At 69.2% G+C, this 17841-nt stretch carries 17 protein-coding genes and 2 tRNA genes; 4 read left to right on the top strand and 15 right to left on the bottom strand.

The window, feature by feature from the left end:
- Position 1 precedes the first annotated feature (1 nt).
- From AC4NN1_RS02695 to AC4NN1_RS02725, 7 genes are all read right to left on the bottom strand, one after another.
- The gene (locus tag AC4NN1_RS02695) at positions 2–1081 is read right to left on the bottom strand and encodes a D-alanine--D-alanine ligase family protein (protein ID WP_491954482.1); all 1080 of its coding nucleotides are present in this window, start codon (positions 1079–1081) and stop codon (positions 2–4) included.
- Positions 981–2129: an NAD(P)H-dependent glycerol-3-phosphate dehydrogenase gene (locus tag AC4NN1_RS02700; RefSeq protein ID WP_491954483.1), complete on the bottom strand. Its 1149-nt coding sequence runs from the start codon at positions 2127–2129 to the stop codon at positions 981–983. The genes AC4NN1_RS02695 and AC4NN1_RS02700 overlap by 101 nt, the downstream gene beginning before the upstream one ends.
- A complete protein-coding gene (locus AC4NN1_RS02705; RefSeq protein WP_018188071.1) occupies positions 2119–2889 on the bottom strand; it encodes a lysophospholipid acyltransferase family protein in 771 nt (256 codons plus the stop codon). Before AC4NN1_RS02705 ends, AC4NN1_RS02700 begins: the two co-directional genes overlap by 11 nt.
- Complete coding sequence (gene murA, locus AC4NN1_RS02710; RefSeq protein ID WP_018188072.1) at positions 2886–4250, bottom strand: UDP-N-acetylglucosamine 1-carboxyvinyltransferase; 1365 nt, start codon at positions 4248–4250, stop codon at positions 2886–2888. Before murA ends, AC4NN1_RS02705 begins: the two co-directional genes overlap by 4 nt.
- 65 nt (positions 4251–4315) lie before the next feature.
- Positions 4316–4912 carry a 3-isopropylmalate dehydratase small subunit gene (leuD, locus tag AC4NN1_RS02715; RefSeq protein WP_491954484.1) on the bottom strand — a complete coding sequence of 199 codons (597 nt, stop codon included), beginning with the start codon at positions 4910–4912 and terminating at the stop codon, positions 4316–4318.
- A 1-nt stretch (position 4913) separates the two neighbouring features.
- Entirely contained in the window at positions 4914–6356 is a 1443-nt protein-coding gene (gene leuC / locus AC4NN1_RS02720; RefSeq protein ID WP_311856860.1) for a 3-isopropylmalate dehydratase large subunit, read from the bottom strand.
- Positions 6357–6532: 176 nt separating this feature from the next.
- Entirely contained in the window at positions 6533–7621 is a 1089-nt protein-coding gene (locus tag AC4NN1_RS02725) for a TerC family protein (protein ID WP_491954485.1), read from the bottom strand.
- A gap of 104 nt (positions 7622–7725) precedes the next feature.
- On the opposite strand from AC4NN1_RS02725, the gene AC4NN1_RS02730 reads away from it, so the two are divergent.
- Both AC4NN1_RS02730 and AC4NN1_RS02735 read left to right on the top strand, forming a co-directional pair.
- On the top strand, positions 7726–8286 hold the full coding sequence (locus AC4NN1_RS02730) for an RNA polymerase sigma factor (protein WP_491954486.1): 561 nt from the start codon (positions 7726–7728) through the stop codon (positions 8284–8286).
- Positions 8283–9317 (top strand): DUF4349 domain-containing protein, encoded by a 1035-nt coding sequence (locus AC4NN1_RS02735; RefSeq protein ID WP_491954487.1) that lies wholly within the window; start codon positions 8283–8285, stop codon positions 9315–9317. Before AC4NN1_RS02730 ends, AC4NN1_RS02735 begins: the two co-directional genes overlap by 4 nt.
- 54 nt (positions 9318–9371) lie before the next feature.
- On the opposite strand, the gene AC4NN1_RS02740 is transcribed toward AC4NN1_RS02735, so the two are convergent.
- Positions 9372–9447: transfer RNA gene (locus AC4NN1_RS02740), tRNA-Glu, on the bottom strand.
- Positions 9448–9562: 115 nt separating this feature from the next.
- Here AC4NN1_RS02740 and AC4NN1_RS02745 point away from each other — a divergent pair.
- A complete protein-coding gene (locus AC4NN1_RS02745) occupies positions 9563–10201 on the top strand; it encodes an MBL fold metallo-hydrolase (protein ID WP_018188078.1) in 639 nt (212 codons plus the stop codon).
- A gap of 71 nt (positions 10202–10272) precedes the next feature.
- Here AC4NN1_RS02745 and AC4NN1_RS02750 read toward each other — a convergent pair whose 3' ends face one another.
- The 5 genes from AC4NN1_RS02750 to AC4NN1_RS02770 all read right to left on the bottom strand — a co-directional run bounded on the left by AC4NN1_RS02750 (position 10273) and on the right by AC4NN1_RS02770 (position 15296).
- Complete coding sequence (locus AC4NN1_RS02750) at positions 10273–10542, bottom strand: HPr family phosphocarrier protein (protein ID WP_018188079.1); 270 nt, start codon at positions 10540–10542, stop codon at positions 10273–10275.
- A gap of 34 nt (positions 10543–10576) precedes the next feature.
- Positions 10577–12652, bottom strand: a complete 2076-nt coding sequence (locus AC4NN1_RS02755) for a PTS fructose transporter subunit IIABC (protein WP_491954488.1) — start codon at positions 12650–12652, stop codon at positions 10577–10579.
- Positions 12645–13628, bottom strand: a complete 984-nt coding sequence (locus tag AC4NN1_RS02760) for a 1-phosphofructokinase family hexose kinase (protein WP_018188081.1) — start codon at positions 13626–13628, stop codon at positions 12645–12647. The genes AC4NN1_RS02755 and AC4NN1_RS02760 overlap by 8 nt, the downstream gene beginning before the upstream one ends.
- The gene (locus AC4NN1_RS02765) at positions 13625–14407 is read right to left on the bottom strand and encodes a DeoR/GlpR family DNA-binding transcription regulator (protein ID WP_018188082.1); all 783 of its coding nucleotides are present in this window, start codon (positions 14405–14407) and stop codon (positions 13625–13627) included. Before AC4NN1_RS02765 ends, AC4NN1_RS02760 begins: the two co-directional genes overlap by 4 nt.
- 115 nt (positions 14408–14522) lie before the next feature.
- Positions 14523–15296 carry a hypothetical protein gene (locus AC4NN1_RS02770; protein WP_018188083.1) on the bottom strand — a complete coding sequence of 258 codons (774 nt, stop codon included), beginning with the start codon at positions 15294–15296 and terminating at the stop codon, positions 14523–14525.
- Between the two features lie 123 nt (positions 15297–15419).
- Here AC4NN1_RS02770 and AC4NN1_RS02775 point away from each other — a divergent pair, with 123 nt between their 5' ends.
- Positions 15420–17432, top strand: a complete 2013-nt coding sequence (locus AC4NN1_RS02775; RefSeq protein WP_491954489.1) for a DUF262 domain-containing protein — start codon at positions 15420–15422, stop codon at positions 17430–17432.
- 3 nt (positions 17433–17435) lie between these two features.
- On the opposite strand, the gene AC4NN1_RS02780 is transcribed toward AC4NN1_RS02775, so the two are convergent.
- Both AC4NN1_RS02780 and AC4NN1_RS02785 read right to left on the bottom strand, forming a co-directional pair.
- A complete protein-coding gene (locus AC4NN1_RS02780; protein WP_020097183.1) occupies positions 17436–17654 on the bottom strand; it encodes a hypothetical protein in 219 nt (72 codons plus the stop codon).
- Positions 17655–17740: 86 nt separating this feature from the next.
- A tRNA-Gln gene (locus AC4NN1_RS02785) sits at positions 17741–17812 on the bottom strand.
- Between the last annotated feature and the right edge of the window lie 29 nt (positions 17813–17841).

Below are 17841 nucleotides of genomic sequence, written 5' to 3' on the forward strand. Positions count from 1 at the left end.
TTTACCGCGCCAGTTCGATGAGCTCGGTGATCAGGTCGGGATAGCTGAGCCCACTCTGGATCCAGCACGTCGGGAACATTGAGATCGGGGTGAACCCGGGCATCGTGTTCACCTCGTTCACGAAGAACTCGCTGCCGGTGTAGAAGAAGTCGACGCGCGACAGCCCCTGTCCCCCGACCGCCTCGAACGCCTGCGCCGCGACCCGCTGCATCTCGCGCAACTCACCGTCGTGCAGCTCGGCGGGACAGACGAGATCGATCCCGGGAGCGCCGAGATACTTCGCCTCGAAGTCGTAGAAGTCCCGCCCGCTGACGACGATCTCCCCCGCCACGCTGACGCGCGGCTCGGCGCCGTCTCGGCCCTGCAGGACGCCGCACTCCACCTCGCGCCCCGTCACGGCCTGCTCGACGAGAACGCTGGAGTCTTCGGCGAAGGCGGTGTCGAGGGCGGCATCCAGGTCCTCCCATTCGGACACCTTCGACACGCCGACGCTGGACCCGGCGCGGGCCGGCTTGACGAAGACGGGAAGACCGAGGGCACGGATGCGGCGTCGCCACAGGTCGTCGTCGCGCTCGAGCGCTGCGCGGGTGACGGTCACCCACGGCACGACGGGAACGCCCGCCGCGCGGAGGACGCTCTTGGTCGTGTGCTTGTCCATGCCGATCGCCGACATGAGCAGCCCCGCTCCGACGTAGGGCAGGTCGAGAAGCTCGAGGAAGCCCTGGACGGTGCCGTCCTCGCCGAAGCGGCCATGGAGGATGGGGAAGACCACATCGATCTGGCCGAGGGATTCGACCGTCCCGTCGGGGCGACGCACCGACAGCGTCCGGTTCGCCGTCGACTCCGGCCAGACGATCCGCGTGCCGTTGTCGACGACCTCGGGGAGCCGCTCGGGATTCAGCGCGAACTTGTCGGGATCGTCGTCCTCGAGGACGTACGCTCCCTCGCGCGTGATCCCGACGGGGATGACGCGGTACCGCTCACGATCGATCGCGCGCAGCACCCCGCCCGCCGTGGCGGAACTTATCGAATGCTCGCTGGAACGCCCTCCGAAGAGCAGAACCACTACCGCCTGAACCATTCTGAGTCCTCTCCTCCGTGGGCTCATCGTCATCCGTTGTGAGGTGCGGTGCGATGTCACGGGGGTTCATCGTGCCGTCGAGCACCATCTTGACCTGCTCGACGATGGGCATCTGGACGCCGGCTTCCTTGGCGAGCTGGAGGACGGGGGCGACGGAGGCGAGACCTTCGGCCGTCTGGTCCATCTGCTTCACGACCTCCGTGAAGCTGTAGCCCTGTCCGAGCAGGCGGCCGGCGGTGTTGTTGCGGCTGAGGGGCGACTGGCACGTCGCGATCAGGTCGCCGAGTCCGGCGAGTCCCTGCAGCGTCTCGGGCTGCGCCCCCCGGGCGACGGCGAAATCCGTCATCTCGACGAGGCCTCGCGTGATGATCGACGCTTTCGTGTTCTCGCCGTAGCCGACACCGTCGACGATGCCGATCGCCACCGCGATCAAGTTCTTCAGCACCCCGCCGAACTCGGTGCCGATGACGTCCGTGTTGACGAACGTCCGGAAGTAGGTGTTGCGGGCGATGCGCGCAACGGCTTCGGCCGTCTCCTGGCTCGACGACGAGATGACCGCGGCGGTCGGCTGCTCGCGGGCGATCTCGAGGGCGAGATTCGGGCCGGATGCCACGGCGATGCGGTCGGGGTCGCAACGGAGCTCCTGCTCGAGGACCTGACTCATCCTCAGTCCGGTCTTCTTCTCCACGCCCTTCATCAGCGACACGATGGGCGCGTCGCCGGCGGCGAGGATGGGGCGGACGGCCTTGAGGTTCTGACGGAGCGCTTGGCTGGAGATGGCGATGTAGACCTGCGTCGCCCCGTCGAGGGCCTCGGCGAGGTGGTGGGTCGCGGACAGACCGCGCGGCAGGTTGATGCCCGGGAGGTAATGCGAGTTCCGCTTGCCCTCGCGGATCTCGTGAGCGAGCTCGGCGCGTCGCGCCCACATCATGACGTCCGCGCCGCCGTCGGCGAGGACCTTCCCGAACGTCGTTCCCCAGCTTCCGGAACCGAGGACCGCGACCCGGGGAGCCGCGGCGTCGCGGCGCGACGATTCCCTAGGAGTCAAGGCGTCCCGTTTCGTTCTGCCCGTGCTTGGCCGGATTCCAGCGCTCGGCGGGCGGCTCCTCGCCGCGGAGGCGGCCGAGGAGGATCGAGATGTCCCGCATGACCGCATCCGTCGCTGCGACGAGCGTGGCGGGGGTCGTGTCGGTGAACGCGGACAGGTCGACGGGAGGACCCACGAGCACGCGCACCCGGCGACGCGGCGGCCACAGCCGCAGGCGCCCGTACCGCGGCAGGATCTCCTGCACACCCCACGTCGCGACGGGGATGACGGGGAGTGTCTCGGCCGCGGCGAGGGCGAGGCGCACGGCGCCCGTCTTGCCCCGCATCGGCCACATGTCGGGGTCGCGGGTCAGCGAACCCTCGGGATACACGATGACGCCGCGCTGCTCGGCGACGAGGGCGTTCGACTGCGCGAGCGTCTGCGTCGCCGCCGCCGAGTTCGAGGCCCGGGCCACGGGGATCATGCCCGTCGCCCGCAGGAGGGCACCCAGGACCGGGACCTTGAACAGACTCTCCTTGGCCATGAACCGGGGCGCCCGGCCCATCCGCCAGGTCGCGACGGCGACGATCACCGGATCGAACTCGCTGTAGTGGTTGGGGGCGAGGACGTAGGCGCCCTCGAGCGGCAGGTTCTCGGCGCCCTCGATCTCGATCTTCGCGAACCATCCCGTGGCGGGGATGACGATCATGGCGGCGGGCCAGAAGACGCTCGGGCGGGTCTTCTCAGCCGACGCGTGACGACGAGGGCTCACCCGGGTCACTCCGTGACGTCGAAGTCGGCGCCGAGGTCCGTCAGCTTCTCGAGGAACTTCTCGTAGCCGCGACGGATGATCCCGATGTTGCGAACGGTCGACTCGCCCTCGGCCGCCAGCGCGGCGATGACGTAGGAGTAGCCGCCGCGGAGGTCCGGGACCACGACGTCGGCACCATGGAGGGGCGTCGGACCGTTGATGACAGCGGCCTGCTCGAGGGCGCGGCGGGGAACGCGTCGCTCGGAGCTCGCGATGCCGTCGGGGTGCACGACGATGTCGGCGCCCATCTGGACCAGAGCGCGGGTGAAGCCGAGCCGGTTCTCATACACGGTCTCGTGGACGACGGACTCACCCTCGGCCTGCGTCAGGGCCACGATGAGCGGCTGCTGCCAGTCGGTCATGAACCCGGGGTGCACGTCGGTCTCGACCATGACGGGCTTGAGCGGACCGCCGCGGCGGAAGCGGATGCCGTCCTCGGCGATGTCGAAGTCGCCACCGACCTTGCGGAAGACGTTGAGGAAGGTCAGCATCTCCTGCTGCTTGGCGCCGCCGACGAAGATGTCGCCGTCGGTGGCCAGGGCGGCGGCGGCCCACGAGGCGGCCTCGTTGCGGTCGAAGATCGCCCGGTGGTCGTAGCCGCGGAGAGACTCGACGCCCTCGATGAAGATCACCCGGTTGGGCTCGTAGGAGATGATCGCGCCCATCTTCTGCAGGACGGCGATCAGGTCCATGATCTCGGGCTCGATGGCCGCGTTCCGAAGCTCGGTCGTCCCCTTCGCCCGGACCGCGGTGAGCAGGACCTGCTCGGTCGCGCCGACGCTCGGGTAGGGCAGCTCGATGTTGGCGCCGTGAAGGCCGCCGGGCGCCGACAGCCGGATGCCGCTCGGGAGCTTGTCGACGATGGCGCCGAACGAGCGGAGCGCGTCGAGGTGGAAGTCGATCGGGCGGTCGCCGATGCGGCATCCGCCGAGGTCGGGGATGAACGCCTGGCCGAGCAGGTGCAGCAGAGGTCCGCAGAAGAGGATCGGGATGCGGGACGCACCGGCGTGGGCGTCGATCTCCTCCATGTGAGCCGAGACCGCTCCGCTCGGGTCGAGCCGGAGGACGCCGTCCTCGAGGTCCTCGACGTGGACGCCGTGGACCTCGAGGAGCGAACGCACGACATGGACGTCGCTGATGTCCGGCACATCCCGGAGGATGCTGGCGGTCTCACCCAGGAGGGCGGCCACCATCGCCTTCGTGGCGAGGTTCTTCGCCCCCTTCACTTCGACCCGGCCGCGCAACGGTCGTCCGCCGCGGATCCGGAGCGTCTGACCCGTATTACCGCCGCCGGCGGGGGTGGACGCGGAGTCGCTGAGAAGTGTGTTCATGGGTGGGACCTCATTACTGGTGTCGAGGAAGCGTGGTCGGCCCCGTTGTGCGGGGCGCTGGCCGATCAGCGGACGGGGAGCGTCCGCGGCCGCCACGCCTCGCGGCGCGCCTCGAACTGCGCGATCTGATCTTCGCTGCGCAGCGTGAGCCCGATGTCGTCGAGCCCTTCGAGAAGCCGCCACCTAGTGTAATCGTCGATCTCGAACGAGGCCTGGAGGTCGCCGACCGCCACCGTTCGTGTCTCGAGGTCCACGGTGATCTCGCGGCCGGGGTCAGCCTCGAGAGCCGCCCAGATGGCCTCGAGGACGTCTTCAATGACGACGCCGGTGACGAGGCCCTGCTTGCCGGAGTTGCCGCGGAAGATGTCGGCGAACTTCGTGCTGAGGACGACGCGGAATCCGTAGTCACGAAGAGCCCAGACGGCGTGCTCACGGCTCGACCCCGTCCCGAAGTCCGGGCCGGCGACGAGGACGGATCCGCCGCGGTAGGCATCCTGATTGAGGACGAACTCGGGGTCCTGTCGCCAGTTCGCGAAGAGCGCGTCCTCGAAACCCGTCTTCGTGACGCGCTTCAGGTAGACGGCCGGGATGATCTGGTCCGTGTCGACCGCGGAGCGCTTCAGGGGCACGCCGACGCCGGTGTGGCGGGTGAACTTCTCCATGTCAGGCCTCCGTCAGGGTCAGTGCGTCGAGGTCGCTCGGGCTCGCGAGGCGGCCCAGGACCGCCGTCGCCGCAGCGACCAGCGGCGACACGAGGTGGGTGCGGCCGCCCTTGCCCTGGCGGCCCTCGAAGTTGCGATTGCTCGTGGAGGCGCAGCGCTCCCCCGGGGCGAGCTGGTCGGGGTTCATCCCGAGGCACATCGAGCATCCGGCGAAGCGCCATTCGGCGCCGAAGTCCGTGAAGACCTTGTCCAGCCCCTCGGCTTCGGCTTCGAGACGGACGCGGGCGGAACCCGGGACCACCATGACGCGGACGCCCGGGGCCTTGGTGCGACCCGCCACGATCGATGCGAACTGGCGGAGATCCTCGATGCGGCTGTTCGTGCACGAGCCCATGAAGACGGCATCCACCGCGACGTCCTTCAGGGCGGTGCCCGGCGCGAGATCCATGTACTCCAGAGCCCGCTCCGCGGCCGCGCGTTCGTTCGGGTCGGCCATCTCGGCGGGTTCGGGGATGACGCCGTTCAGCGAGACGCCCTGGCCGGGGTTCGTGCCCCACGTGACGAAGGGTTCGAGCTCGTCGGCAGCGAGGAAGACCTCCGCGTCGTAGACGGCTCCCTCATCGGAGGGCAGCGTCCGCCAGTAGGCGACCGCCTCGTCCCAGTCGGCCCCCTGCGGGGCGTGCGGCTTGTCCTTCACGTACGCGAAGGTGGTCTCGTCCGGCGCGATCATCCCCGCGCGGGCGCCCGCCTCGATCGACATGTTGCAGATCGTCATACGCCCCTCCATCGAGAGGGCGCGGATGGCGGAGCCGCGGAACTCGAGGACGTAGCCCTGCCCGCCGTTCGCGCCGATCTTCGCGATGATCGCGAGGATGATGTCCTTCGCGCTCACGCCGGGCTTCAGGGTGCCCTCGACGGTGATCGCCATGGTCTTGAAAGGCTTGAGCGGCAGCGTCTGCGTCGCGAGGACGTGCTCGACCTCGCTCGTGCCGATGCCGAATGCCATCGCCCCGAACGCGCCGTGGGTCGAGGTGTGGGAGTCGCCGCAGACCACGGTGATGCCCGGCATCGTCAGACCCAGCTGGGGTCCCACGACGTGCACGATCCCCTGCTCCTTGTCGCCCAGCGAGTGCAGGCGGACGCCGAACTCCTCGGCGTTGCGGCGGAGGGTCTCGATCTGCGTGCGGCTCGTGAGGTCGGCGATCGGCTTGTCGATCTCGAGCGTCGGCGTGTTGTGATCCTCCGTCGCGATCGTGAGGTCGAGACGGCGGACCGGTCGTCCCTCCGCGCGGAGACCGTCGAAGGCCTGCGGGCTCGTCACCTCGTGGACGAGGTGCAGGTCGATGTAGATGAGGTCGGGGCTGCCGCCCTCGCCCTTCACGACGAGGTGGTCGTCCCACACCTTCTCAGCGAGGGTCCGGGGACGGTCGGGAATCGTGCTCATGTTGTCTCCTGATGTCGGATGGCGCCCGCGACAGCCTCCGCGACGAGAGAGGGCTCAGAACGAGGTCTCGTCGCGGCCGATAAGGAGTCGAGCGGTCCGCACGGCGTCAGACTATCACCGGCCTCCCGGCGACGTGCGCGACCGCGCCCCGGTCAGGGACGGACGCGCGGCGATCCTCACCGGGCGTCGTCGGAGGGACGCGTCTCGACCGTGGGAGGGGTCCCCTGTTCGGCGGCGACGTCCTCCGCGTGGCGGACGGGCGTCGGCCCGGTTGCGGGGAGAGGTTCCCGCAGCCCCTCGCGGCGCGCCGCGATGAGACTGGCGATCGTGGCGACCGCCATCGAACCGACGATGACCCCGAGAGACACCCAGGTGGAGATCTCCGGAGCCCACTCCACGTGCTCCCCGCCGTTGATGAACGGCAGCTCGTTCTCGTGGAAGGCGTGGAGGACGAGCTTGACGCCGATGAACGCCAGGATGAACGCGATGCCGAAGTGCAGGTACTTCAGCCGGTCGAGGAGTCCGCCGAGCAGGAAGTAGAGCTGGCGGAGCCCCATCAGCGCGAAGATGTTCGCCGTGAAGACGATGAAGGCGCTCTGCGTGATGCCGAAGATCGCCGGGATCGAGTCGATCGCGAACAGCAGGTCCGTCATGCCGAGAGCCGCGAACACGATGATCATCGGCGTGAAGACCTTCTTGCCGTCGATCACCGTCCGCACTTTCGCACCGTCGTACTCCTCGGACACCTTCATCCGGCGCCGGAGGAGCCTGACGAGGAAGCTCTCCTTCTTCTCCTCGTCCTCGTCGTCCTCACCGTCGAAGGCCTGCTTCCAGGCCGTGTAGATGAGGAAGGCGCCGAACAGGTAGAAGACCCAGCTGAACTGCTCGATGATGGCGGCGCCCAGCAGGATGAAGATGCCCCGTAGGACGAGCGCGATGATGATCCCGACCATCAGCACCTTCTGCTGCGCCGCCCGCGGCACCGAGAACTGGCTCATGATCAGCACGAACACGAAGAGGTTGTCGATGGAGAGGCTGTACTCGGTCAGCCAGCCCGCGACGAACTGCCCGGCGTACTCCCCGTTCGTGACGACGAGCATCAGGAGCGCGAAGAGGAGGGCGAGCGCCACGTAGAACACGACCCAGAGGGTGGATTCCTTCGTCGACGGGACGTGCGGGCGCTTGATGATCAGCAGCAGGTCGGCGACGAGGATGAGCGTCAGACCGACGAGCGAGCCGACCTCGAACCAGAGGGGGAGCTCCATGGGGGCCTTTCGTGCGGGGGCGACCCTAAGAGTACCTTTCGAGTTGTCTGAGACGATCCCTCACGCGGCGACACTCCCCCATCGACAGGACGAACGAGGATGCCATGGCCGACCCGCTCGCACGGCGTGACGCGGACCTGGTGGCAGCCGCCGCACGGGGCGACCAGCAGGCCTTCCGCGAGCTGTATCGCGCCTACGCGCGGCCCGTGTACTGGCTCGCCCATGGGCTCCTGGGCGACACATCGGATGCGGAGGACGTCATGCAGGAGACCTTCCTGGTCGCGTGGCGACGCCTGCCGACGCTCGATCTCGTGAGCGATTCGCTCCTTCCGTGGCTCGTGACGATCTGCCGGTTCCAGAGTGCGAATCGGATGCGGCGACAGCGGCGCGACCGGCTGAACACCGCCGCGGGGGGAGATGAGACCATCCCCGGCACGGTCGACGTCGAGGATCAGGTCATCGGCTCGGCGTTGGCGGAGCGCGTCGTCGCGGAGCTCGGGACCCTGTCGCCGCTCGATCAGCAGATCTTCCGCTTGTGCGCCACCGAGGGATACGCCTACGCGGCGGCGGCCGAGGAACGGGGGATCTCGCACGCCGTCGTCCGCAACCGCCTCTCGCGGGTCCGCACCCGCCTGCGCACGGCCCTGGGAACGGAGGGATCATGACCACGGACGAAATCGCACTGCCGGAACTGACCCGCTCGCGTCAGGACGACATCGAGAGGGCGCTGTTCGCCGAGATCGCGGCGACGGAGAGCACCGCCCGCAACGGTGCGACGCGGCGTCGTCGACGCGGATGGGCCTATGCCGCCGCAGCGGCTGCGGTCCTCGTCGTCGCCGGGTTCGTCGGCCCGGCCCTCGGGAGCGGCGCCGGCGCCGGATCCATCGCCGACGGCGCCGCGTCGCAGGAGTCGATGGCACGACCGGATGCCGAGGGCACCGAGATGAGCGGTGGCCTGCAGGATCTCGGCGACGCCGGCGCGGCCGCAGCGCCCGTCGACGAGCGAGCCGTGATCGCCCGCGCCGAGGCGCGCCTCGAGGCCGACGACCCCGCCGATGCCGCCGATGAGATCGGGACGAGAGCCCAGGCATCCGGGGGGTACGTCGAGTCCTTGACCGTCAGCGACGCGGCGACGGATGACGCTGCAGCCACCGGGGATGCCCGCATCACGGTGCGCGTCCCCGCGACGGGCCTCACGGACTTCCTCCGCGACCTCGACGACCTGGGCGCCGTCCGAGCCACCGACATCTCACGGGACGACGTCACGGCCGAGACGACGGACCTCCGCGCACGGATCGCGTCGCTCGAGACGTCCGTGGAGCGCCTCCGCGGACTGATCGCGGATGCCGCGAGCACGGCGGACGTCCTGGCGGCCGAGGACGCACTCGCCCAGCGTCAGGCGGATCTCGACGCCTTGCGCGCACGGGAGAAGACCTTCGCCGACGATGTCGCGCTGTCGAGTGCGACCATCACGATCTCGCGCCACGGCCAGGCGGTGACCGACGAGCCGGACGGGTTCGGTGATGGGTTCGCCACCGGCTGGAATGCCCTGCTCGTGACCCTCAACGGGGTCGTGATCGGCCTGGGGTTCCTCCTCCCCTGGCTCGCCGTCGCTGCGGTGGTCATCCTCATCGTCCGGGTGGCGCGGGGTGCGCGTCGGCGGCGACGCACCGACGCCACCGCCGACGACGCCTGAGAACGCATCGGAAACGACGAAACCCCCGACCTGTCGGTCGAGGGTTTCGTCATGTGGTGACCCCAGCGGGATTCGAACCCGCGTTACCGCCGTGAGAGGGCGGCGTACTAGGCCGCTATACGATGGGGCCGTACTTTTTCGTTCCCTCCCTGCGGAGGCAACCGTTCAATTATGCACGACGTTCACAGTCGTGCAAAATCGGCGCGCCCTTGCCAACCTCGCGGCGTCGTGGGTTGACTGGACGCATGCGCGTTACGAAGCACGAACATGCCTGCCTCCGTCTCGACAGCGAGGGCAGGACCCTCCTGATCGACCCCGGTTCCTTCACCCTCCCCCTCGACGACCTCGGCACCCTGGTCGGCGTCGTCCTCACGCACGAGCACCCCGATCACTGGACACCCGCGCAGCTCGACGCGATCCGTTCGCAGGCGCCGGCAGTGCCGGTGTTCGGCCCGGCCGGCGTCGCGGCTGCGGCATCCGACTACGACGTCACCACGGTCGGCGTCGGGGACGAGGTCGAGGTCGGCCCGTTCCGGATGCGGTTCTTCGGCGGGACGCACTCCGTGATCCACGAGTCGATCCCCGTCATCGACAACCTGGGTGTGCTCGTCAACGACGAGTTCTACTACCCCGGTGACTCCTACGCCGTCCCCGAGGGCGTCGATGTCGGCCTCCTCGCCGCACCCGTCGGGGCGCCCTGGCTGAAGATCGGCGAGGCGATCGACTACGTCCTCGCGGTGAAGCCTCGTCGTGCGTTCGGAACTCACGACATGACGCTGTCGCGCGCGGGTCTCGCGATGCACCGCGACCGCCTCAAGTGGGCGACCGAGCAGAACGGCGGCGAGTTCCTGGAGCTCGAGCCGGGCGAGTCCGCCGACACCTGAGCACCTCGACGGAATGACGGATGCCGCGGGGCTTTCGCTCCGCGGCATCCGTCATTTGTGAGGGTCGAGACTCACTCGGCGTCGTGGTCCGTCTCGATGAAGGCGACGAGCTTGTCGAGCGCCTCGTCGGCGCCCTCGCCCTCGGCCTTGAGCGTGACGACGGTGCCCTGCGTGGCACCCAGACCCATGAGGGTGAGGATGCTGCCGGCGTTCTGGTCAGGACCGCCGGGGACGGCGATCGTGACGGGCACACCCGTCTCCTTGACCGCCTGCACGAAGAGCTTGGCGGGGCGGGCGTGCAGTCCGGAGCTGCTCGCGACGGTTGCGGTCCGTTCGGCCATGGTGATTCTTCCTCCTTGAGTCGGTATGACGAGACTATGCCGTGACGGCCACGGCGGGCGCATCGACCTCGAGGGGGCGACGGCGCGCGTAGCGCTTGAGCAGGACCACGGCGACCGCGCTGACAACGGTGCCGACGGCGATCGACAGCAGCCACAGCCAGAAGTTGTCGATGGCGAAGAAGACGAAAACGCCGCCGTGCGGGGCACGCGATGTGACGCCGAAGAACATCGACAGCGCGCCCGTCACGGCGCCGCCCAGCATCGCCGAGGGGATGACGCGGAACACGTCGGCCGCGGCGAACGGGATGGCACCCTCCGAGATGAACGCGGCACCGAGCAGCCACGCCGCCTTGCCGTTCTCACGCTCCGGGGCGGTGAAGAGCCCGCGTCCGAGGACGGTCGAGGCGAGCGCCATCGCGAGGGGCGGGACCATTCCGGCTGCCATGACGGCGGCCATGATCTGGAGGTAGCGCTCGTCGCCGGCGATGCCCTGCGCGAGGTTCGCCGTGGCGAAGCCGTAGGCGACCTTGTTGAGCGGCCCACCGAGGTCGAAGCACATCATGAGCCCGAGGATGACGCCGAGCAGGATGACGCCGGCGCCGGAGAGTCCGGACAGCCAGTCGTTGAGGAGCCTCGTCAGCGCCGCGATCGGACCGCCGAAGACGAACAGCAGCAGCCCCGACGCGAAGATCGAGCCGAGCAAGGGGATGATGACGACCGGCATGAGGCCGCGCAGCCAGCGAGGGACCGACAGGCGGTTGAGCCACCACGCGGCGAGACCGGCGAGCAGACCGCCGACGATGGCGCCGATGAAGCCCGCACCCATGAAGGTGGCCGCGGCACCGGCGACGAAACCGGGGGCGATACCCGGCCGGTCCGCCAGGCCGTACGCGATGTAACCGGCCAGGGCGGGGACCAGGAACGCGAACGACAGCTGACCGATCTGGAATGCGGCGGCGCCGAGGTAGTAGACGAGACCCTCGGGCGGCAGGTTCCAGAGGGTGAAGTTCTGGAGCGTGAAGATCGCGTTGTTGACGGTGTGACCGTCCGCGGTGTTCGCGATCTCGTACCCGGCGAGGGCGAATCCGAGGGCGATCAGCAGACCGCCACCGGCGACGAACGGGATCATGTAGCTCACACCGGTGAGCAGCGCCCTGCGGATGGCGCCGCCGAGCGAGGTCGGCGCGGCTTCGCTGGCGGTCGCGGCACCCGACGCGGCGGGAACGCGGGGAGCGTTCGGGTTCTTCGCGGCGGCGACGGCTTCGCGGAGCATCTGAGCAGGCTGCTCGATGCCGCGCTTCACACCGGAACGGACCACGGGCTTGCCGGCGAACCGCGCCTGCTCGCGGACGTCGACGTCGACGGCGAAGATGACGGCGTCGGCCTCGTCGATGATCCGCTGGTCGATGGCCTTGTAGCCGCTCGAGCCCTGCGGCTCGACGGTCAGGTCGACGCCGTCCTTCTGACCGGTCGCCGTGAGTGCGTCCGCCGCCATGAAGGTGTGGGCGATACCCGTGGCACAGGCCGTGACGGCGACGATTCGCGCCGGGCGCCCGTCGATCATCAGTCCGTCGTCGGTGGCCGACGCGGACGGGCCAGCGGCGCGAGCCTCGGCGCGCGAAGCGGGTGCCGGTGCATCGGCGGCTGCGGCGGCCGGAGCGTCCGAGATCGCGTCGCGGACGATCGCAACGACCTCGTCGGCGGTCGTCGCGGCGCGAAGACCGGCGGTGAAGTCGTCGCGCATGAGGCTGCGCGCGAGCTTCGAAAGCACGGCGAGGTGCTCCTCGGCCGCGGTGTCGGGAGCCGCGATGAGGAAGACGAGGTCCGCCCCGCCGTCCTCAGCGCCGAAGTCGACACCCGGGTTCAGCCTCGCGAAGGCGAGCGATGCCTGGGTGACGGCGGCGCTCTTCGCGTGCGGGATGGCGATGCCGCCGGGCAGGCCGGTCTCGTCCTTCTCCTCGCGGGCCCAGGCGTCGTCGGCCAGGCGGGCACCGTCGGTGGCCCTCCCCTGCGCGGCGACGCGCTGCGCGAGCGCGTCGATGACGGCGCGCTTGTCGGCGCCGAGCGGCTCGTCGATACTGACGAGTTCCGCGGTGATGATCTCAGTCACGGTGACCTCCAGTGGTCGGGTTGTCCTGCTGCAGGAGTCGTCGGACCGGCACCTCGCCGGTCGACAGGTCGTTCGGGGTCGGGGGTTGCGTGCCGGGCAGGGCCGCGGCGGCGGATCCGTAGCGGATGCCGGAGCGCAGCCGCTCCTCGGGTGCGGCGCCGGCCGTCTCGGCCAGCAGGTAGCCGGCGAGGGAGCTGTCGCCCGCGCCCACCGTGCTGCGGACGCGGGTCGGCGGCGGCGTACCGTGCCAGGACCCGTCGTCGGTGACGAGGACGGCGCCGTCACCACCGAGGGTGACGAGTGCGGCGCCTACCCGTGCGGGCACGAGGCCGGCGGCGATCGCGGCGACGGCGTCGGCGAGGGCGACCGTGGTGTCGAGGTCTCGCTCCGCGAGCTCGACGAGTTCCTCGTCGTTCGGCTTGATGAGGTCGGGGTGTCCCGAGGCGACGGCGGCCGCGAGCGCCGGTCCCGAGGTGTCGACGGCGATGCGAGGAGCCGCGGCGCCCCACGCCGAACGGACGGCCTCGATGACGGTGACGTAGTAGTCGTCCGGCAGTCCCGGGGCGAGCGAGCCCGCGAGGACGAGCCAGGAGGCGCCCTGCGTGGCGGCGACGACCGCGGCGGTGAGGGCCGCGGCATCCGCTTCGGTGAACGCCGCACCCGGCAGGTTGAGCTTCGTCGTCGTACCGGCCTCGTCGGCGATCGTGACGTTGGCGCGGGTGGCGCCGTCATGCGGAACGATCCTGGCGGGGATGCCGGTGGCTGCCAACGCGACGGCGAAGGGGTCGGCTGCGTCGAGCGGTAGGACCGCGAGAGTGGGGCGGGATGCCGCGGCGACGACGCGTGCGACGTTGATGCCCTTGCCGCCCGCATCCTCCCGTGCGCCGAGCGCCGCCTGCACCTCGCCGACGCGCAGCGGCTCGCCGAGGGCGATGGTGCGATCGAGCGAGGGGTTGGTGGTCAGGGTGACGATCATGCGAGCTGGACCTCCACATCGGCCTCACGCAGGGCGCCCGCGAGATCTCCCGTGGGCGCGGTGTCGGTCAGGAGGACGTCGACGTCCGAGAGCGACGCGAACGACACGAGCAGCTCGGCGTCGAACTTGTCCCCGTCGGCGACGACCACGACGCGACGCGCGGAAGCGACGATCGCGCGCTTCACGGCCGCCTCGTCGGGGTCGGGGGTGCTGAGGCCGAACCCTGCCGCGACGCCGTTCGTCCCGATGAAGGCGATGTCGGGCCGCAAGCGTCCGATCGCCTCGACCGTCTGGGCTCCGACGGCTGCGGCGGTGAGTCCGCGGACCCGTCCGCCGATGGCGGTCAGTCCGATCCCCTGCGCACCGGCCAGGATGTGGGCGACGGACATGGAGTGGGTGACGACTTCGAGGTCGCCCGCGGGGTGGGACCCGGTCGCGAGAAGCTGGGCGATGGCGCCCGTCGTGGTGCCGGCATCCAGGTACAGAGCACCGTCGAGCTCCTCGCCGAGCAGGTCCACGGCGGCGCGGGCGATGGTCTGCTTGGAGCCGCTACGCTGCGACGCGCGCTCCGCGACGGAGGCCTCGGCAGTGCTGGCCCGGGTGCGGTGGACCGCTCCGCCGTGGACGCGTCGGACCACCCCGGACCGCTCGAGGGCTGCCAGATCACGGCGGACCGTCTCGGTCGTGACCCCGAAGCGATCGGCGAGGTCGACCACGGCGACACGACCGTCAGTGGCGATCAGCTGCTCGATCTGCTGCTGGCGCTCCGTTGCGTACATGTGGTCCTCCTCGAACAAGACCACACGTTACAACAGAAACCAACACGAAACAAGAATGGGATACAGCACGACGCCCCCGGCCGGAACCGGGGGCGTCGTCGAGGTGGAGGAAGGCTCAGGCCTCGCTCATGGCGAGGACCTCGCGCTGACCACGGGCAGCGAGCGCGGCGGCACGAGCGGCGATGCGGCGCTCCTGCTCGGCCTGGCCGGCGTCGATGGTCTCCTGGTCGAGCGGGACGCTCTCGACCTTGTTCACACCGTTGTACTTCTCCATGTAGGCGTCGAGCTCGGGACCCGACTCCCACGACGTGATGAGGCAGTACCGGGGCGCGTCGCCCGGGTGGTAGGCGGCGTGCCAGAGACGCTGCGTGTCGATGACGAGCTGCGCCCCGGCAGGAAGGGCGATGCGGGTCTCGCCGTTCGGGTCGGTGCGGTTGTCGCGAAGGACGAAGAAGCTGTCCTTGTCATCGGTGAGGTTGAAGAAGCTGCGGACGACCCACCCGGTGCCGTCGGGGTTCAGCCGGTTGTTGTCGTCCTGGTGCAGGTTGTACAGCGCGTCGGCGTACGTGTTCGGCTGCAGCTCGATGATGCGGCAGCGTCCGACGTTCGAGCCGGGCTCGAGGGCGCGCTCGGTGAGAGTGGGCGCCTTCTCGGTCTGCGACGGGATCCAGACGCCGTCCTTGTCGGTGCGCGGCGGCTGGTGGTTCCAGAAGCCGTTGCACTCGATCTCACCCTTGGCGGACGCGAGCGGCGCGAACCGGGTGTCGCCGGAGGACTTCCAGTCGACGTATTCGATGTCGAGCCATTCCTTGGGATCGATTTCCTTGCCGTACATGTCGAGGACGACGTATCCGGTCTCCTCGAGCAGAGCACTCTTGATGTAACCCATGCGGATCAACCTTTCTGTCGGACGAGCGAAGTTTTTACAGGCCCGACTTAGGTCAGCCTACCTAGCAGCTCTGAGACCGTCAGTAGACTCGACCGGGGAAATTCGAGGAGCGATTCGAGGAACATGAGCAGCGCCACGAACGTCGATGCGACCGCCGTCAACACGATCGAGTGGCTCTCCGCCTCGGACACCACGATCGTCGTGCCGGTGTACCAGCGGCAGTACCGATGGGACATCGGAGGGTGCGAGCAGCTCCTCGGCGACATCCGCGCCGTCGCCGCCAGCGAGGACGGTCAGACGCACTTCATCGGGTCGATCCTGTCGACGGCGAGCACCACGGTCGATGACGACGCGCATCTCGTCCTCATCGACGGACAGCAGCGGGTGACGACACTGATGCTGCTCATCGCCGCTCTTCATCACACGCTCCGCACCGACGATCCGGCACTCGCGAAGGAGCTGAAAGCCGTCCTCGTGCGCCGCGACGATCCCCTCCGGACGAAGCTCCGTCCGCACCGGGCATGGGCGGACGTCTTCGAGAGCGTGGTCCTCGACCGCCGCTCCCCCGCCGACACCGACCGTACGTCACGGTTCGACGACAACTACGCGTTCTTCCGCAGCCAGATCCGTCCCGACGAAGCGGCGGGCATCTGGCGCGGTCTGCGCAAACTCGAGCACGTGTCGATCACCCTGGGCGCTGGCGCCAACGCCCAGCAGATCTTCGAGAGCCTCAACTCGACGGGTGAGCCCCTCCGCGACCACGAACTCATCCACAACTACGTCCTCATGGGACTCTCGCACGCCGAGCAGAGCGAGATCGAGAACGAGTACTGGCTCCCCCTCGAAGCGAACACCGGCGAGCAGATCGGCGCGTTCTGGAGGGACTACCTCGTCATGCTGACCGGCCGCGAGGTCCTCGTCGAAGGCGAGCGCGGTGTCTACGACGCGTTCCGGCACGAGTTCCCCCGCCTCGACCGCGCCACCCTCCTCGAGAACGCGACGCAGTGGCGGGAACTGTCGGAGATCTATCGGCTCCTGCTCGAACCCGCCACGGCGACGGATGCCGCCATCGCCCGCCACTTCGGGGCGATCAACGTCCTCGGTCGCGGCATGTACCCCATCGCGATGCGTCTGTACCGCGACCACCTGCGGGGTGAGCTGTCGGCATCCGATCTTTCCCTGGCTCTCACCCACGTGGAGTCGCTCCTGCTGCGCCGGACCGTCGTCGGCCTGCCGATCGACCGTCTCGTCGCCCGGTTCTGCCGGGCCGCGGACGAGGGCATGGAGTCCCTCGTCCTCGCGATCGCGCGCATCACGCCGTCCGACGAGCGCACGCGGGTCGGCCTCCGCTACGGCGAGCTGCCGCACGCGGCCTTCGTCCTCGAGCGACTCGCGGGGATCGACGCCGATGCGGGCCTCGTCCTCGATCACGTGCTGCCCGCGGCTCCCTCAGACGACTGGAGCGGCGACGGGGTCCGCCGATGGGCGGATCTCACCGACGACGAGCAGAACGCGCACCGGGCGCTCGTGAACACCCTCGGGAACCTCACGCTCCTCGAGGAGGACCTCGCGGACCGCGTGTTCGACGCGTCGTTCCCCGCGAAGCGCACGGCGTACGCGACGAGCTCGCTCCCGCTGACCCGTGAGGTGGCGGATTCCGCGGCGTGGTCGACGGCGCAGATCGCCGCGCGCACCGAGCAGTTGACCGCCCGTTTCATGGATGCCTGGCGCCGCCCCGCCGTCGTGGGCATCGACGACGACAACCTCACGCCGATCCTCGACGCCAAGAAGCGCCGCGGGTGGCCCCGTGGGTGGCAGCGGGAGTTCGACTACGTCGAGTACCGCGGTGAGCACTGGGACGTCCGGGACGTCCGCTACCTGTTCAACCGCGTCTTCGCCCGGCTGTGGGCGGACTCGCGTCAGAGCGTCGTGGATTACAGCGCCCGCCAGGGCGGCCCGGTGTATCCCGAGATGGCGTGGAACGGCCAGTGGGACGAGCTGGGCGAGGGTCAGTACCTTTACCTCGGGTGGGATTCCAAGTACATGCTCTCCGCGGTCCAGGGCGTGCTCGAAGAGGCCGGCTGGGCGTCGGAGGTCTTCGTGAAGTACTCCTACATCGGCGACGCGATGCGCTGAGACTCAATCGCCGTCGGCGCCGCCATCCGCCTCGGGTGCGGGATCGACCGGGATCTCGATCCAGGTCGCCGTCACGGGTGCCTGCGACAGCAGGTCGGGCGTCCACCCGCCGAGCGCCGGGCCCTCACCGAGACGGTCGACCGGGTTCGTCGGCTCCAGAGGTTCGGAGGGAAGACCGCCCCATTCCGACGGTTCTTCGGGTCGCTGCGTGAAGAGTCCCATGGGACCATTGTGCGCCTGCGCGGCGAGCCGCGACAGCTCTCGCAGGAAAAGCAAAACCCCCGCCGGAGCGGGGGTTTTTCATCTCGCTGGGGTACCTGGACTCGAACCAAGAACAACGGAACCAGAAACCGCCGTGTTGCCAATTACACCATACCCCACTGGATCCGGCCGGAACCGTTCCGAGGGT

This window comes from Microbacterium sp. MDV22-iso44 (assembly GCF_058629135.1).

Coding starts and splice junctions, on each gene's coding strand:
- AC4NN1_RS02765 (WP_018188082.1), bottom strand. CDS start 14,407: ATGTACGCAACGGAGCGCCAGCAGCAGATCGAGCAGCTGATCGCCACT.
- AC4NN1_RS02725 (WP_491954485.1), bottom strand. CDS start 7,621: ATGGAGCTCCCCCTCTGGTTCGAGGTCGGCTCGCTCGTCGGTCTGACG.
- AC4NN1_RS02695 (WP_491954482.1), bottom strand. CDS start 1,081: ATGGTTCAGGCGGTAGTGGTTCTGCTCTTCGGAGGGCGTTCCAGCGAG.
- AC4NN1_RS02770 (WP_018188083.1), bottom strand. CDS start 15,296: ATGGGTTACATCAAGAGTGCTCTGCTCGAGGAGACCGGATACGTCGTC.
- murA (WP_018188072.1), bottom strand. CDS start 4,250: ATGAACACACTTCTCAGCGACTCCGCGTCCACCCCCGCCGGCGGCGGT.
- AC4NN1_RS02750 (WP_018188079.1), bottom strand. CDS start 10,542: ATGGCCGAACGGACCGCAACCGTCGCGAGCAGCTCCGGACTGCACGCC.
- AC4NN1_RS02745 (WP_018188078.1), top strand. CDS start 9,563: ATGCGCGTTACGAAGCACGAACATGCCTGCCTCCGTCTCGACAGCGAG.
- AC4NN1_RS02760 (WP_018188081.1), bottom strand. CDS start 13,628: ATGATCGTCACCCTGACCACCAACCCCTCGCTCGATCGCACCATCGCC.
- AC4NN1_RS02780 (WP_020097183.1), bottom strand. CDS start 17,654: ATGGGACTCTTCACGCAGCGACCCGAAGAACCGTCGGAATGGGGCGGT.
- leuD (WP_491954484.1), bottom strand. CDS start 4,912: ATGGAGAAGTTCACCCGCCACACCGGCGTCGGCGTGCCCCTGAAGCGC.
- AC4NN1_RS02730 (WP_491954486.1), top strand. CDS start 7,726: ATGGCCGACCCGCTCGCACGGCGTGACGCGGACCTGGTGGCAGCCGCC.
- AC4NN1_RS02775 (WP_491954489.1), top strand. CDS start 15,420: ATGAGCAGCGCCACGAACGTCGATGCGACCGCCGTCAACACGATCGAG.
- leuC (WP_311856860.1), bottom strand. CDS start 6,356: ATGAGCACGATTCCCGACCGTCCCCGGACCCTCGCTGAGAAGGTGTGG.
- AC4NN1_RS02735 (WP_491954487.1), top strand. CDS start 8,283: ATGACCACGGACGAAATCGCACTGCCGGAACTGACCCGCTCGCGTCAG.